The organism is Brevibacillus brevis (assembly GCF_900637055.1).
Taxonomy (GTDB): Bacteria; Bacillota; Bacilli; order Brevibacillales; family Brevibacillaceae; genus Brevibacillus; species Brevibacillus brevis.
This window is the reverse complement of record NZ_LR134338.1, coordinates 2,262,281-2,276,017: the sequence shown is the minus strand read 5'-3', so window position 1 is coordinate 2,276,017 and position 13,737 is coordinate 2,262,281. Positions and strand designations below refer to the sequence as shown.

Here is a 13,737-nt window from a genome sequence, read left to right as displayed (position 1 = left end):
ATTCTATTCAACCTCCTGTAACCATTTGCGATATTTGTGAACCTGACGATCTTTTTTCAGATGCTCCGCTGTAATAATCGCTTGAATTCGATCGCAAGCCGATTCGATGACGTCATTGACAACTACATAATCGTAGTGGTCCATGAGCTCGATTTCAGCACGCGCCACTTCCATGCGCTTGCGAATGATCTCTTGTGATTCTGTCCCGCGTCCCACGATCCGGTTTTCCAGTTCGTTTAAATCAGGCGGAGCCAGGAACAGGAATGTACCTTGCGGGAATCGCTCTTTCACTTGAAGAGCACCCTGAACTTCAATCTCAAGAATAACATCGCGCCCCTCATTCAGCATATCGTCCACGAACTGACGAGGTGTTCCGTAGTAATTCCCTACGTATTCTGCCCATTCCAGAAGAGCATCTTCTTCAATCATCTGCTTGAACTCTTCCTGGCTTTTAAAAAAGTAATTAACTCCTTCCACCTCTCCAGGACGCGGCTGGCGTGTGGTAGCGGAAACAGAATACACCAGATCAGGCATTACTTCACGAAGTGCCTTGCAAACTGTTCCTTTTCCCACACCAGCTGGTCCGGAAAGAACCAAAAGGAGACCACGATCAACCATACTCATTGTTTACACTCCTACTTTATTCGTCCGATTCGTCATCCTTCGTAGTCAAACGCTGTGCCACTGTTTCTGGCTGTACCGCTGACAAAATCACGTGATCGCTGTCTGTAATAATTACCGCACGTGTACGTCTCCCATAGGTCGCGTCCACTAGCATGTTGCGATCACGCGCTTCCTGGATGATCCGTTTGATAGGAGCGGACTCCGGACTTACAATTGAAATAATGCGGTTGGCATTGACGATGTTGCCAAAACCGATATTGATTAGCTTGATTGCCATGACGGCCCAGCCCATCCTTTCATGCTACTCAACATTCTGTATCTGCTCCCGCATCTTCTCCAGTTCTGTCTTGATCTCGACAGCTAGATGCTGAATGCGCAAATGATTCGCTTTGGAAGCAATTGTATTGGCTTCCCGATTCATTTCCTGGAGCAGAAAATCCAGTTTTCGACCAATTGCTTCTTCTTTGCCTAATTGATTGGCAAACTGTTGGCAATGACTATCTAAACGGGTCAACTCTTCACTAATATCACTTTTATCAGCGAAAAAGGCAACCTCTTGCGCTACACGAGCAGGGTCCAATTCAAAAGGTGTCAACCCGGCCCACTCACTTACACGTTGCTCAAGTCGGCCCTTATAATCTTCCCTACAAAGTGGGGCCAACTGGGAGATCTCCCGCGTCCATGTGTTGACGGCAGTCAGGCGACTGGCTAGATCAGCGTGCAGCAGATTACCCTCGGTCTCTTTCATCGAAACGAGATCCATTGCCGCGCCCCTGACCAGGTCTTGGAGCCACTCTGCCAGCTCCTCCACATTGTCTTCTGACTCTTTGGTATGTATCACGCCAGGAAAGTGCAGCAGATCCTTGACGGTTAAAGGCGTCTCTAGCGAAAAACGCTGAGTCATCTCGCGGGAAATGGAGACTAGCTGTTCAGCTACATCCCAGTCAATGTCCATAACCGTAGCAGAAGAACTTTTTCCTTCCACTGAGACAGTGACATCGACTCGTCCTCTTCTGACGTACTGTGCGACCAGCTTACGAATCGAATCCTCAAGCATATTCCATGCTTTGGGCAGGCGCACGACAATCTCAGAAAAGCGGTGATTCACTGCACGAATCTCGACTGTTGCCCGAATGGAGCCTCTGCTATCTTCTTTTCTACCGTAACCAGTCATGCTTCGAATCACAAGTTTTCACTTCCATAGACGCAAAATCGTTAATTTATTATAGGAGACAACTCTTGGCAGTGTCAACCGAAGCAACCCCACCACGATAAGATTCCTCCTTGCTCTGACTTATGCTACACTGTGACTGGCAGCTCTCTATCTATTATTCTAGCCATTTTTTTGATCTGAGGTGACCTTTGTGGCATTTGATGGCGTAGTAACCCGCTCCGTTGCGCGGGAATTACATAAACTGGTAGGAGGACGCATCTCGAAAATCCACCAGCCCCACCATAGCGATATTATTATGCAAGTACGGACACAAGGAGAAACAGTAAAGTTCCTCCTGTCTGCAAACCCGACCTATCCGAGGCTTCATATCACGACAGAAGAATTCACGAATCCGCTGGAAGCTCCGATGTTTTGCATGCTATTGCGCAAGCATTGTGAGGGCGGCGTAATTGAATCTGTCCAGCAAATCGGGATGGAGCGAATCATTCACATCGACGTACGCACCCGGGATGAGCTGGGTGACACGGCTGTCCGCCGAATTATTGTAGAGATCATGGGCAAGCACAGTAACATCATCCTCATCGATCCTATAACCGGAATGATTTTGGATAGCGCCATGCATGTGACGCTCGCCATTAGCCAATACAGACAAGTTACGCCTGGCAGACCTTATGTCTCTCCTCCGAGCCAAGATAAACGCGACCCTCTCACTGTAACCGAGCAAGAGTTTATTTCTTCCCTCGACTGGAACGGCGGCCGTTTGGACAAGCAAATCGTAGAAGGCTATACCGGGATTAGTCCCTTATTGGCAAAAGAAATTTTGCACAGAGCTGGCCTCGCGAATCGTGAAACACTGTGGGCTGCCTTTTCACAGGTGATGAAGGCAATCAACGCTCATGAGTATGTGCCATCCATTGTAGAGGCAAACGGCAAAGCGTATTTTCACGTCGTCGAGCTGACTCATCTCTCAATCGGAGTTACCACCCCCTATTCTTCCGTCCAAGAATGCTTGCAGGCATTTTACGAGGGAAAGGCACTCCGTGACACAGTCAAACAACGCGCGCACGATTTGATTCGCTTTGTCACCAGTGAGCGCAATAAAAATGAAAAGAAAATCGAGAAGCTCGAGCAAACGCTGCAAGATGCGCATGAAGCAGATCAGTTCCGCCTGTACGGTGAATTGATCACCGCCAATATGCACCAAATGAAGCGAGGAGATCGCGAGCTCGTCACAGTCAACTGGTATGACGAGGCGGGAGGCACCATCACGATCCCGCTCGATCCGTTAAAGACCCCTTCGGAAAATTTGCAGTCGTATTACAAGCGGTATAACAAGGCCAAAAACAGCCTTTCCGTCGTGAGTGAGCAGATTGAGCAAGCGCAGGCTGAACTCTTGTATTTGGATGGCGTATTGGTTCAACTGGAACATGCCACCTTAAAAGATGCCGAAGAAATTCGTGAGGAGCTCGTTGAGCAAGGCTACATGCGAGATCGTAAAAAGCGCGGCCCGCGCAAGAAAAAAGATACCAGACCAGAGCTCGATACGTACCTATCTTCGGACGGCATTGAAATTTTGGTCGGTAAAAACAATAAGCAAAATGAATACTTGACCAACAAGCTCGCATCGTCGCAAGAAACATGGCTGCACACCAAGGATATCCCTGGGTCCCATGTCGTCATTCGAGCGCGTGAATTTTCGGATGAGACGTTGCTTGAAGCAGCGAATCTGGCGGCTTATTTCAGTCGTGCCAAAGAGGGCAGTCAAATTCCCGTAGACTACACGCTCATCAAGCATGTAAAAAAACCAAGCGGAGCCAAGCCTGGCTATGTGATCTACGAGCAGCAGCGAACGCTGTATGTGACACCAGATGAAGCACTTATCCGGCGTTTAAAATCAAACACCTCTTCTACGAATAGTGCGACTACCTAAGTTCATACTAAGGGCATGAAAGGTGGTGTTCGCTCTTTGAACATCGTTCTCAAGCTCTTGTTTAACGGAATCATTGCCATTCCAGGGCTTTGGTGGTCGGGAACGTCCCTTATGTTTGCAGTGCTCGCAAGCGTGATTGTCAGTTTACTGGGTTATGTCCTTGATTTGACGTTCCTCCCCCGAACGAACAATACGTTTGCGAGCTCCGCTGATTTCTTGTTCGTGTTTGCCTCCTTGTGGCTTGGCTGTTACTTGTTTGGTCAGACCATATCCTTATCTGGTTTGTTGTTGACGGCATTTGCCATTACGGTGGTGGAATACTTTTTCCATGGTTATCTACAGCGGCACGGTGTCCATCATTCCAAACATCCGGGCTGAAGCATCATTTCTATTTTGGAAGGAGGATCAGGATGAACGTCATTGGCATCATCCAGACCGATCTTAACGAATTCAACGTGCTGTTTGAGCAGCAAGGCGGACAAGGCGGAAACGGACAAGGACAGCAATCACAGGACAGCGGACAAAACAACCAACAAAACCAAGACAGCGACTCGATGTTTCTCAGCTTTCTCGATGAGCAGCCCAGTTCAAATGAAAACAGCGGGCAAGGGAACAGCCAAGGCGGACAGCAGCAAAATGGCAATAGCCCGCAAGAGCTGACCGTTCGCATTAAAGGAATTCCTGAGGGACAAAAAGCTAACTTCCTGCAAATGTATCAAATTCTCCAAGATGCCCAAGACTCCCAATCACTTGAAAAAGACCTGACCATAGTTGATCACGGAGACCAAGACCAGGGTAGCCAAAAACAAGGACAGGGTCACGGCTCGGGCAAGCAAAACAAAACCACCCATTAATCTAGGTACAAAAACAAAAACCACCTGGAAGCAAATTCCAAGTGGTTTTTGTTTTTGTACTATCGGCAATTCATTACATTCATAAACGGCCAAGTCCCCGCTCTGCCGTTGACCTCATGTTTCTATAACCTGCGCTCACACAGGTGGGCGACCCTTCTGCACTTCAGCCTTCCCATGCATCCAAAAAGGAGGTGGGCCTGACATCCATCACAGTTTCCGTCTCCCAAAAAACACGTATAAGGTTAGAAACATTTACGGCCTATCGTACATCGCAGGATCTTGATATCCCTACTTTATCACAGAATGGTCCTTTGCTCAACGGATAAAGTTCCCTAAGAATAGTTCCATTCCAATTTCGCCAACCTAGAGAGGAAAACGAATGAAGGGAAGGAAACACATGCAATTTCGAACAAACATGCTGACAACCTGCTTACTCGCCATGAGCTTGACTGCTGTCTCATTCCCCGCCATCATTCCGTCCACAGCAGCTAATACACATTCTCATCCTGTTGGCGAGGATAAGGGACGGTACGAGAATGAATCATTTCGGAATATTACGATCACCAAAACAGGCGAAGGGCAATATACGATCAAGGGGGAAGCCCGCGTGAACGAAGCCAACGTACGATTCGTCGTAACGGACGGAGACAAGACATTGGCAAATAGCTTTGTGACTGCAAGCATGGGCGCTCCCGAATGGGGGAGCTTTTCCATCGATCTCAAGCTGGACCCGAGTGCAAAATCACCTGTGCTTTCTTTATTCGAGGAAAGTGCAGCGACAGGACAGCGGATTCATGAATTAACCATTCCACTTCCAAAATAAAACGCTACGCCCGCTTTAGCTTCGCTTGTACAAGCGTCTGAAATTCAGGGCGTGCGATCAGGGACGGCTGCTGTTGCTTTTCCCAGGCCAGAGCATACTCTAGGCCGTTTGCCTGGCAGCGTCCCAACCCTTCTTTTGTTACGGCATACGCTTGCTTCGGCAGGCGTCGTACCGCAGCAACCAATTTTTCAACCTCACTTTCGACTTGACTGGCTTCTGCCGCTCGATAGATCAAGCCGATTTCCTCCGCTTTTTTCCCTGTAATCCTTTCTCCCAGCAGTGCGAGCCTCTTCGCCCACGCCGTACCAACAAGTCTCGGCAAAAGGTATGTCCCGCCAAAATCCGTTGTCAGACCGATTTGGACAAAAGGCTCCTGCAACAGGGCATCTTCCGTCGCAATGACAAAATCAGCATGCAACGCGAGATTGAGTCCCGCTCCGACGGCAACTCCCTCGATGACTGCAATTACAGGCTTTGGCATTTGATGCAAGTTGGTGATGAAATCATTAATGATCGTCAATGATTGATCAGCGTCACTCTTATCCGTCAGCGCGGTCAACACGCCTAAATCAGCACCGGAGCAAAAGTTCCCCCCTGCTCCCCGCAAAATAAGCACATCGACTTCCTCATCTGCTGAAGCTTTTGCGATAGCGTCCTGCAAAAGGGAAAACATTTCTACCGTCATCGCATTGAGTACGTGTGGTCTGTTGAGCGTAATCGTGCAGATTCCATCAGCTTTTGTTACGATCAGTTGCGTATGATGATCCTGTTCCATCATTTTTCTCACCCTTTCCTATGAAGAAGCGGCAGGAATAACCCCCTGCCTTTGCAGCCTGCTCAAATCTTCCTCTGTGAGGTGCAGCTTGCGTTTGAGCAACTCGTGCGTGTAATCGGTGTGCCATGGGGGTGACAATCTCTCCGCCCTGAAACGATGCGCGAAGCTCCCCTCTTGATCGGGCGACTTCTTTTCCAAATAAGGAAGCGTATACGCTATCTCCCTGTTCGCAACGTATGGATTGTCTGCCCAGTTCTCCCAATCTTCAACGGCAGTCAGACAGCAATCCACTTCACTGCCCAGCTCACTCCACTCGGCTTGGGTTCTGGACAGAAACAGTGCCTTCATATCGTCAAACACTTCTGGATGCTCAGCAACGCTCGCCAGGTGGCATAGCTCCCAGTCTGCTCTTCCTACCGCGCGGCAAAAATTGAGCCAAAACTTCTCTTCCAACGCAGCAAGTGCGACATACTGACCGTCTGCTGTCTCAAAGACCTGGTACGCCAGCAAATTTCCTCTCCCTGTCTCCCGTCCAATCGAGGAGCTGTACGACATAAACAGTGCATGCAGCCCTGTCCAAGAACTAAACAAGTCAGCCGAAGAAACATCCAAATATGCTCCTCGTCCTGTCCGCGCACGTTGAACAAGCGCCGCGCATATTTGTTCACTGGCATACAACCCGAGCGCATAATCAGAAAGCGGAATATCTGCAACGACAGGCTTGCCTTCCAGATCGCGAATCAGTGAGAGAAATCCGCTTACTGCCTGGACATTCAAGTCATGCCCCCCTATTTGGTATAGCTCCCCGCTTTGACCATAGCCCGTCACGGAGCAATAAATAACCGCAGGGTGCATCTCCCATAGGCGATCGTAATCAAGTCCCAAATGTCGCATCACACCTGGTCGATAGCTTTCCACCACGACATCAGCCTGTCTGGCCAGAGCAAACGCGAGCGCTTTTCCCTCATTCGTCCGCAAATTCAAGGAAATACTTTTATGATTGCGATGTGAACGCAGGTAAAACGCTCCCGTCTCTCTAGCTTCCGGATGAGAAGGCCTGGGTAACGGTGAGTGAGCTTTGTCGTAAAACGGCTCCACCTCAATGACCTCTGCCCCCAAATCAGCGAGGCGCATCGTACAAATCGGACCTGGAAGATGGCGAGAAAAATCAACTATCGTCACTCCCGTCAACATGATTTGACTCCCCCTTCACCGACTACACTCTCTTGTAATTCGAGATGAACGGCTGTTCACCCTCTTTTTTAATAGAAAATTCAAACAAATACAAAAAGCCGTCCCAAGCGGAACGACTTTTCCAAGAACGGTTATTTTATAAAACGGAGAGTGAGCGGGTAACGGAATTCTTTTCCCTCATTCGCTTTCACCGCAGCAATAATAACGAAGATCGCCCAAAAAATAAAGAGGGCTCCCAATAATAGTGCACCGATAAAAATGATGATCAACAAACTTGAAATTGCGGCATAAATCATTACCGAGATGCTAAAATTCAGTGCCTCTTTTCCATGCTGATAAAAAAAGGCTCCCTCTTCACGCTTGATCAACCATACGATTAAAGGTCCTAGTACGTTGCCGAACGGAACGATAAAACCAAGGAAGGCGGATAGATGTACGATCATCGCCCACATTCGTTCCTCTTTCCCATTCAGGAATTGCATATCCATACCTCCATTAACCCTTTTCCTCTATTGTACGACAAATTGCGCAAAACTTGCGAAAAAACGAAAAAAGCGCCATCACGGCGCCTTTCTCTATTAATACTTGCTCTCGTGACTTCCACCGTACCCGCCACTAGAGGAACCGTAACCATCATAGCCGCCATAGTGGCCACAATGTCCGTGTCCATATCTACGACCGTATGGTTTACAATACGTTTTGTAGTGTGGCTTGTAGTAGCAATGCTTTTTGTACACTTTCTTTTCGCAACATTTATAGCATTTGCGACGAGATCTTTTGCATCCGCAACTCATTAACCTCACCCCCTCCTGTTCGTTACATCTACAAGGTATGAAGGTGAAGACATATCGGCATGGACAGAAGTCTATACACTAGTCAAAATCAGCGGATGTCTCGTAGGCTATTCGATAGTATGAGGGGCGCATCGCTGATGATCGCGCTTTTTCCGACCACCATCCCCGAAAAAATGACTTAATGGGTAACGAGCTTGCGCAGCTCATTAATACCATGGTGGTCAGGGATTTCTTGAAATTCCTTTACTTTTGGCAACGTCAGCAAATGAGGCTTCACCATATAGCCAGGTTTGGAAATATACACGACGTCACAGGTTGTAATCAAATCAAACACTTCGGCATGGTTCGCTTCTATTGTCCGAATGTCCAAATGCGTAATGCCCGCGTTGTAGAGATCATTGATCATGCCTGCTCCACCGCGTATGGTCGCACAGATCAACCCGACTTTCGTATTTCGTGGGTAGGCCTCCATGGCAGGGATCACCGTCGTCGGGTCCGGGATAAAATCAAGGCTAACGATCGGAGGAGCATCCTTCGGGAGTTTCAGCTTAACGCAAGGTGGGATAACGATGGCTTTGTACTGCTGCAAAAAATTCGCATCGCCTTCTACCTGCTGGGAAAAATCCTCGATGGTTCTCCCTTCGACCATCACACTCGGAAGATGGTATTGTACCAAACGCATATATTCAGTGACCTCCAGCTCTGTGAACCGCAAAAAAAGAACCGGAAACTGATTGATTTCTTGCAACACACAGGACAGGACGCGCGAGAATTCATCCATGGAATAGCCCATTGCTTTTACTTTATGAATGGTTTCTTTGGCAAGTAAAGCAAGATGGATCGGATTACGTGTCAAGAGCGCGTCACTTGCGCTATTGCTTACGATCGTCCCCCTGCCTTGCCGAGAATCCACCAGCCCTTCTTGCTGGAGGCGCAAATACACGCTGCGAACGGTGTTGTAATTGACTTTCAACTGTGCCGCCAACTCCCTAACTGTTGGCAGCTGCGCTTGGGAGGGAAGCTCACCGCTTCGAATCGATGATGAAATTTGTTGGTATAATTGCTCGTGATAAGAGATATTTGATTCCTTTTTCAAGGTCAAAGGTAGCATGAATTCACCTCCCCCAAAAGTAATTGAAATGTTCGTATAGAAATTCAAAATCTATCGTCAATAGAAGGGAGGGCATGAAGCCCCCGTACCGGGTCATACTAATTCAGATGACAATTCCTTAGGAAGAAGGTGCTTTCGTGGGAGAACACAGCCGTTTTCGTGAAGGAGAAAAGTCTCCAAAAAATGCCGTATACATGGAGATTGGTGAGTCCGGTGCAAGTGTGCAAAACCCGATGATTATCGAACTTTCCAGAGGGGAAAAGTTCCCCGCTACACGAAATAAAAATCGCGTATGGACACAAAAGTAAGGAATGCAAAAACCAACCTGGCACCATGCACAAGGTTGGTTCTCTTTTTTACTCATTGTCGTCTTCGTCGTCGTCTTCTTCCTCTTCGTCTTCTTCATCGCCGCTCAAGTAAATAATGGTGACACCCAATCTCTCCAATAACGAAAGGACTTCTTTGTTCAACTCCTGATCCATGAGCAATCCCAGGCTTTCCACGAGCTCGAGCTCTTCCAGTTCTCCCTGCTCAGCATCCTCGATCAATTCTATGATTTCGGTCATTCGCTTTTTTTCCAATACGGCTACGAGTTCATCTCTTGTCATAAATGGTTTTACACCTCATTTTCTACTCTCTATGCTTTATAATAGTACATAAACGAACCATTGAAAACCAAGCAGTGAGGTGAAGATCACCATGTATCCGCAACCGTATTTGGATTATTTGATCCAGTTTCATGTAGAACGCGATTATTTTGAGTGTCATGAGATTCTCGAGGAGTATTGGAAAAGCGCTCCTCCACATGAGCGACAGCCAGTGTGGGTTGGCTTGATTCAAATCTCCGTCGCTCTTTATCACCAGAGACGCGGGAATCAGTCAGGTGCAATCAAAATGCTCACAAGCGCCATATCCCTTGTCAAAAAGCATCATGTAGACATCCAAAAGCTTGGGTTGGAAAGTGACAGTCTGGCGAGCCTGCTTGAAGAGCGCCTGACGGAAATGCAAAATGGTCAGCCCTATCGAAGCCTGTCCTTACCCATGTCCGATGCTTTGAAACAGGCGTATCAAGAGGCTTGTACGATGCAAAATCACCCTGAACATCGGGATAGCGATATGCAAGACGCCTACTTGCTGAATAAGCATACCCTGAGGGATCGAAGCGAAGTCTTGGCAGAACGCAAGGCCCAGTTGCAAATGCGCGAAGCACGACGAAACAACGAGTCGAACTAATCTGCGTACAGCTGCAAATAACTGGCGGGGATCGCATCGCTCAGACAATAGTGCTCACCCACTCGGTAAAAGCAAATGCCGGCTTCATGGGCCTCCTTTGCATTCACAGTGACGAGGCGCAATGTGTCTGTCGGCTCTCCAATGTGCTCCGGTCTTACCGCAAGCTGCACATACTCACTGGCAATCGGCAACAGGCCGCCAGTGAGTACCTGTTTCAATAACTTTCGATGTGTCCCGTAATAAAGAACATCAGGTGGTATGATCTCGATGAGCCTGCTTTTTGCAATTGAGGGCAAAAATCCGTAGGTAACTCGAATGAGTGCTCCACCGTCCCACTCGATACTCCGCTCCGGATCGAATTCAACGACTTGATGAAGATCTTGCCTGGTTATGTATGCGCACCCTTTCAGCGTATGAAGATAATCCAGCAACGGCTCAATCGGGGTATAACCATACGTGTCATAGTAGAGTTGAAATGCTTCACTGTTTTGCCGAAGTATACTGAGCAATCGCTTGCGAAGTCTAGCTTCTTCATGAATCGCCAGCATCAGTTTCGCCCTCCTATCCGATCAATAAATCCAGAGAACCACAGCTAGTGCGAGTCCCAAATCCGCGAACAAATGACTAAACCAATTTGGATAAATCGAAGGAAACATTCCTTTCATCCATCCCCAAATCAGCCCTGCACCAAAAACCATCGACGTAATGAACAAGCCATTTCGAAAACCAAATAGGATCGTAGAGATAATCAGGTGATACAAGGAATAAAAAAAGCTGGAAAGAAAAATGGACATCAAGTGGGATAAGGATGCACGCAACCGCTGCAATACGAAGCCTCGCCAGAACAACTCTTCCAGCAACGAGTTAATGAAAACGAGGTAGAAGGAAAAAAACCAAATCCAGTTGTGTTCAATCCCCCAAGCTTCCATACCTGTTCGAACGGCTTCAGGTCTTCCCGGTTCCTGCAGGAGCAACCAAAGTCCAGCCAGCACTCCTGTCAACATAAGAACGCCAAATGCAAGTCCGTATAAAGTACCCTGCCATTCAAAACTTCCCCATGCGAAACGCCAGTGCTTTCGCAAATCACCTTCCCACCATCCGTGAATGACGGGAATACAGATGCAAACGAGCACATGAAAAGAAAAGAACGTGACAATGACGCTATGCTTTTCCATCAGTCCGTAAAAGATCGTGAGTGTCGCAGCAAATCCATACACGATCAACAGTAGCAACGTTCGTTTTCGCGCCATTTACGAATAGCTCCTTTTGGGCGTAATGGCCGCAGTATTGTGTTAGTTTGTCCGTTATGAATACGAAGAATACCCACAAAGACAATAAATATACAAGCGTTTGCATGAATGCTATACTAGAGAAATCGTTTTTTATCAAATGAATGGATCTGTTCAAATTTTTACCTATCTAACGAATGTTTGGAGTGGCTCTCATGTTATGGCGTAATCGTACCTTTCTGCTTTTAATGAGCGGAGAGATCGTCGCGGGAGCGGGCATGTGGATTTCCATTATTGCCAATCTTTCGTTCATGCAGAAACTCGTTCCTTCTGATACGGTGAAGGGCTTGATTCTCATGTGTGGATTGGTGGTCAGCATCCTCCTTGCCCCTAAAGCGGGTGTGCTAATTGACATGTACGACAAAGGCAAGATCATGCTGTTTGCCAGCGTGGTCCGAACACTCAGCCCAGTCTTCATGTTCCCCGCTCTTGCAAACGATTCTCTTCTGTGGATGATCGTATCTTTGATCGTGATGCAATGCTCTGCTGCGTTTTATTTTCCGACCGTGCAGGCTTCCTTGCCAGCCATCCTTTCCCAGGACGAGTTACTCAAGGCGAACAGCGCATATTTGAATATCTCTACCCTCTCGCGTATTGGGGGAACAGCAATCGGGGGTATACTCGTTGCCTCCATGGACCTGTCCATGCTGTATGTGTGCTCCATCATCGCGTATGCTGTACTCGCTGTCGTCACGCTTTTTCTCCGCATTCCGCAAGTGACTTCTCGGAAAATTCAGGAAAAGGTGGAATTTCGCGAAGTACTGACGATCTCGCGACAGGACCCGGCCTTGTTTGTCGGATTGATTAATAACGGGTTGATCACCTTGTTCCTTGGCGGAGTGAACCTGATGATCTTGAACTTTAGCGAGCTGCAACAGGAACCTCAGCTCATGGGATGGATCTATGCAGCAGAAGGAATCAGCATTTTGATTGGGGGTCTCTTGGCAAAACGTTGGATAGGCCGAAGAAACCTCGTGGCAGCGTCCACCGTCATGCTCTTTTTCTTCGCGCTATCCCAGTTTGGCATGTCATTCGCCGATAACAAATTCATGGTGCTTGCTTCCTTCTCCGTGTTCGGCTTTGTCGTTGCTTTCTTCTTTCCGGTCATCGCAACGATTTTCCAGAAGCGCCTGCCTCCACACCAACAAGGGCGATTCTTTTCTTTCAAAAGCATGCTGGATCGTGGATTCTTCTTGTTGGCTCTCGCGATTACAGGAGTCGGGCTGGACCTTCTCGGCATTAGCGGCTACCTCCTCTTCATCGGCTCGGTGACATTGCTCTTTGGCTTGTTGACTTTCTTATACAGTAAAAAGCATAAGCTGGATGTTCGCTCCCACGATGAAGCAGCTGCCTAGCCTCGGAATGTAACATACCATGACAAACGCTTTCCCACAGACCATGCTTTGGTGTACACTAGTGGAAGTATGTTGAACACTTATGGAGGCGTTTTTCCATGCAGATCCTTTCCTCTCCCGTTTTGGGAATCCTGCTGCCTCTCGTGATGGCTATCGCAGTGATCTTTGTGAGAATGCGTCGGCAAAAAAAGCCGGCTTCTGCAAAAAGCATTATTTTGCCACCCTTCTTTATGGCGACAGGCTTTGCGATGTTTTTGTTCCCAGAGGCGCAATTACCGCCCAAGTTTGATATTGCTGCCTTTGTGGTTGGGCTAATCTTTTCGATTCCGTTGATTATGACTTCACGCTTCGAAATCATCGGGCAAGATGTGTATTTAAAACGGTCCCGTGCGTTTTTCTTCATTTTGTCCGGTCTGTTGGTCATCCGGCTGATTATTAAACTGGTGATCAATGACAGCTTTACACCGATTCAAACGGGCGGACTGTTCTTCTTGCTTGCATTCGGTATGCTCGTGCCTTGGCGTATCGCGATGCTGGTGATGTACCGGAATTTAACCAAAAAGACGTTTGGCACCTAATAG

18 protein-coding genes and 1 other RNA gene are annotated in these 13,737 nt (G+C 47.9%); 8 read left to right on the top strand and 11 right to left on the bottom strand.

Annotation, left to right across the window (positions count from 1 at the left end):
• Positions 1-3: 3 nt before the first annotated feature.
• The 3 genes from gmk to EL268_RS11415 are packed head-to-tail and all read right to left on the bottom strand — an operon-like array spanning position 4 to position 1,810.
• Positions 4-624: a guanylate kinase gene (gene gmk / locus EL268_RS11425; protein ID WP_047068199.1), complete on the bottom strand. Its 621-nt coding sequence runs from the start codon at positions 622-624 to the stop codon at positions 4-6.
• 16 nt (positions 625-640) lie between these two features.
• Entirely contained in the window at positions 641-901 is a 261-nt protein-coding gene (remA, locus tag EL268_RS11420; protein WP_015891999.1) for an extracellular matrix/biofilm regulator RemA, read from the bottom strand.
• Positions 902-925: 24 nt separating this feature from the next.
• Positions 926-1,810, bottom strand: a complete 885-nt coding sequence (locus EL268_RS11415) for a YicC/YloC family endoribonuclease (protein ID WP_106653311.1) — start codon at positions 1,808-1,810, stop codon at positions 926-928.
• 178 nt (positions 1,811-1,988) lie between these two features.
• Between EL268_RS11415 and EL268_RS11410 the strand changes: the two genes are divergently transcribed.
• From EL268_RS11410 to EL268_RS11400, 3 genes are read left to right on the top strand one after another with little or no spacing between them, the layout of a single operon-like run.
• A complete protein-coding gene (locus EL268_RS11410; protein WP_106653310.1) occupies positions 1,989-3,728 on the top strand; it encodes an Rqc2 family fibronectin-binding protein in 1,740 nt (579 codons plus the stop codon).
• A gap of 36 nt (positions 3,729-3,764) precedes the next feature.
• Positions 3,765-4,106, top strand: coding sequence for a DUF2512 family protein (locus tag EL268_RS11405; protein ID WP_106653309.1), 342 nt, complete (start codon positions 3,765-3,767; stop codon positions 4,104-4,106).
• Positions 4,107-4,138: 32 nt separating this feature from the next.
• Positions 4,139-4,582, top strand: a complete 444-nt coding sequence (locus tag EL268_RS11400; protein WP_106653308.1) for a hypothetical protein — start codon at positions 4,139-4,141, stop codon at positions 4,580-4,582.
• Positions 4,583-4,672: 90 nt separating this feature from the next.
• On the opposite strand, the gene ssrS is transcribed toward EL268_RS11400, so the two are convergent.
• Positions 4,673-4,863, bottom strand: a non-coding RNA gene (ssrS, locus tag EL268_RS11395) — 6S RNA.
• 116 nt (positions 4,864-4,979) lie between these two features.
• Here ssrS and EL268_RS11390 point away from each other — a divergent pair.
• Complete coding sequence (locus EL268_RS11390; RefSeq protein WP_106653554.1) at positions 4,980-5,405, top strand: Gmad2 immunoglobulin-like domain-containing protein; 426 nt, start codon at positions 4,980-4,982, stop codon at positions 5,403-5,405.
• A gap of 4 nt (positions 5,406-5,409) precedes the next feature.
• On the opposite strand, the gene EL268_RS11385 is transcribed toward EL268_RS11390, so the two are convergent.
• The 4 genes from EL268_RS11385 to EL268_RS11365 form a co-directional block, all read right to left on the bottom strand.
• Positions 5,410-6,180, bottom strand: coding sequence for an enoyl-CoA hydratase/isomerase family protein (locus EL268_RS11385; RefSeq protein WP_106653307.1), 771 nt, complete (start codon positions 6,178-6,180; stop codon positions 5,410-5,412).
• A gap of 18 nt (positions 6,181-6,198) precedes the next feature.
• Positions 6,199-7,374: a CaiB/BaiF CoA transferase family protein gene (locus tag EL268_RS11380; protein WP_106653306.1), complete on the bottom strand. Its 1,176-nt coding sequence runs from the start codon at positions 7,372-7,374 to the stop codon at positions 6,199-6,201.
• A gap of 131 nt (positions 7,375-7,505) precedes the next feature.
• On the bottom strand, positions 7,506-7,856 hold the full coding sequence (locus tag EL268_RS11375; protein WP_106653305.1) for a DUF4870 domain-containing protein: 351 nt from the start codon (positions 7,854-7,856) through the stop codon (positions 7,506-7,508).
• A gap of 490 nt (positions 7,857-8,346) precedes the next feature.
• Positions 8,347-9,279: a GntR family transcriptional regulator gene (locus EL268_RS11365; RefSeq protein ID WP_106653304.1), complete on the bottom strand. Its 933-nt coding sequence runs from the start codon at positions 9,277-9,279 to the stop codon at positions 8,347-8,349.
• Between the two features lie 137 nt (positions 9,280-9,416).
• Between EL268_RS11365 and EL268_RS11360 the strand changes: the two genes are divergently transcribed.
• Positions 9,417-9,587 carry a YjzC family protein gene (locus EL268_RS11360; RefSeq protein WP_017249478.1) on the top strand — a complete coding sequence of 57 codons (171 nt, stop codon included), beginning with the start codon at positions 9,417-9,419 and terminating at the stop codon, positions 9,585-9,587.
• Positions 9,588-9,635: 48 nt separating this feature from the next.
• Here EL268_RS11360 and EL268_RS11355 read toward each other — a convergent pair whose 3' ends face one another.
• A complete protein-coding gene (locus tag EL268_RS11355; RefSeq protein ID WP_106653303.1) occupies positions 9,636-9,887 on the bottom strand; it encodes a hypothetical protein in 252 nt (83 codons plus the stop codon).
• 91 nt (positions 9,888-9,978) lie between these two features.
• Here EL268_RS11355 and EL268_RS11350 point away from each other — a divergent pair, with 91 nt between their 5' ends.
• The gene (locus EL268_RS11350; protein ID WP_106653302.1) at positions 9,979-10,512 is read left to right on the top strand and encodes a DUF309 domain-containing protein; all 534 of its coding nucleotides are present in this window, start codon (positions 9,979-9,981) and stop codon (positions 10,510-10,512) included.
• Here EL268_RS11350 and EL268_RS11345 read toward each other — a convergent pair.
• The gene (locus tag EL268_RS11345) at positions 10,509-11,060 is read right to left on the bottom strand and encodes an RNA 2'-phosphotransferase (RefSeq protein WP_106653301.1); all 552 of its coding nucleotides are present in this window, start codon (positions 11,058-11,060) and stop codon (positions 10,509-10,511) included. The two genes, EL268_RS11350 and EL268_RS11345, sit on opposite strands and share 4 nt — an antisense overlap.
• 21 nt (positions 11,061-11,081) lie before the next feature.
• Positions 11,082-11,762 (bottom strand): CPBP family intramembrane glutamic endopeptidase, encoded by a 681-nt coding sequence (locus EL268_RS11340; RefSeq protein ID WP_106653300.1) that lies wholly within the window; start codon positions 11,760-11,762, stop codon positions 11,082-11,084.
• A 194-nt stretch (positions 11,763-11,956) separates the two neighbouring features.
• On the opposite strand from EL268_RS11340, the gene EL268_RS11335 reads away from it, so the two are divergent.
• Both EL268_RS11335 and EL268_RS11330 read left to right on the top strand, forming a co-directional pair.
• Positions 11,957-13,156, top strand: a complete 1,200-nt coding sequence (locus EL268_RS11335) for an MFS transporter (protein ID WP_106653299.1) — start codon at positions 11,957-11,959, stop codon at positions 13,154-13,156.
• Between the two features lie 98 nt (positions 13,157-13,254).
• Positions 13,255-13,734, top strand: a complete 480-nt coding sequence (locus tag EL268_RS11330) for a CcdC family protein (RefSeq protein WP_106653298.1) — start codon at positions 13,255-13,257, stop codon at positions 13,732-13,734.
• Positions 13,735-13,737 lie beyond the last annotated feature (3 nt).

Coding starts and splice junctions, on each gene's coding strand:
- gmk (WP_047068199.1), bottom strand. CDS start 624: ATGAGTATGGTTGATCGTGGTCTCCTTTTGGTTCTTTCCGGACCAGCT.
- remA (WP_015891999.1), bottom strand. CDS start 901: ATGGCAATCAAGCTAATCAATATCGGTTTTGGCAACATCGTCAATGCC.
- EL268_RS11385 (WP_106653307.1), bottom strand. CDS start 6,180: ATGGAACAGGATCATCATACGCAACTGATCGTAACAAAAGCTGATGGA.
- EL268_RS11390 (WP_106653554.1), top strand. CDS start 4,980: ATGCAATTTCGAACAAACATGCTGACAACCTGCTTACTCGCCATGAGC.
- EL268_RS11380 (WP_106653306.1), bottom strand. CDS start 7,374: ATGTTGACGGGAGTGACGATAGTTGATTTTTCTCGCCATCTTCCAGGT.
- EL268_RS11400 (WP_106653308.1), top strand. CDS start 4,139: ATGAACGTCATTGGCATCATCCAGACCGATCTTAACGAATTCAACGTG.
- EL268_RS11375 (WP_106653305.1), bottom strand. CDS start 7,856: ATGCAATTCCTGAATGGGAAAGAGGAACGAATGTGGGCGATGATCGTA.
- EL268_RS11345 (WP_106653301.1), bottom strand. CDS start 11,060: ATGCTGGCGATTCATGAAGAAGCTAGACTTCGCAAGCGATTGCTCAGT.
- EL268_RS11340 (WP_106653300.1), bottom strand. CDS start 11,762: ATGGCGCGAAAACGAACGTTGCTACTGTTGATCGTGTATGGATTTGCT.
- EL268_RS11365 (WP_106653304.1), bottom strand. CDS start 9,279: ATGCTACCTTTGACCTTGAAAAAGGAATCAAATATCTCTTATCACGAG.
- EL268_RS11355 (WP_106653303.1), bottom strand. CDS start 9,887: ATGACAAGAGATGAACTCGTAGCCGTATTGGAAAAAAAGCGAATGACC.
- EL268_RS11330 (WP_106653298.1), top strand. CDS start 13,255: ATGCAGATCCTTTCCTCTCCCGTTTTGGGAATCCTGCTGCCTCTCGTG.
- EL268_RS11335 (WP_106653299.1), top strand. CDS start 11,957: ATGTTATGGCGTAATCGTACCTTTCTGCTTTTAATGAGCGGAGAGATC.
- EL268_RS11350 (WP_106653302.1), top strand. CDS start 9,979: ATGTATCCGCAACCGTATTTGGATTATTTGATCCAGTTTCATGTAGAA.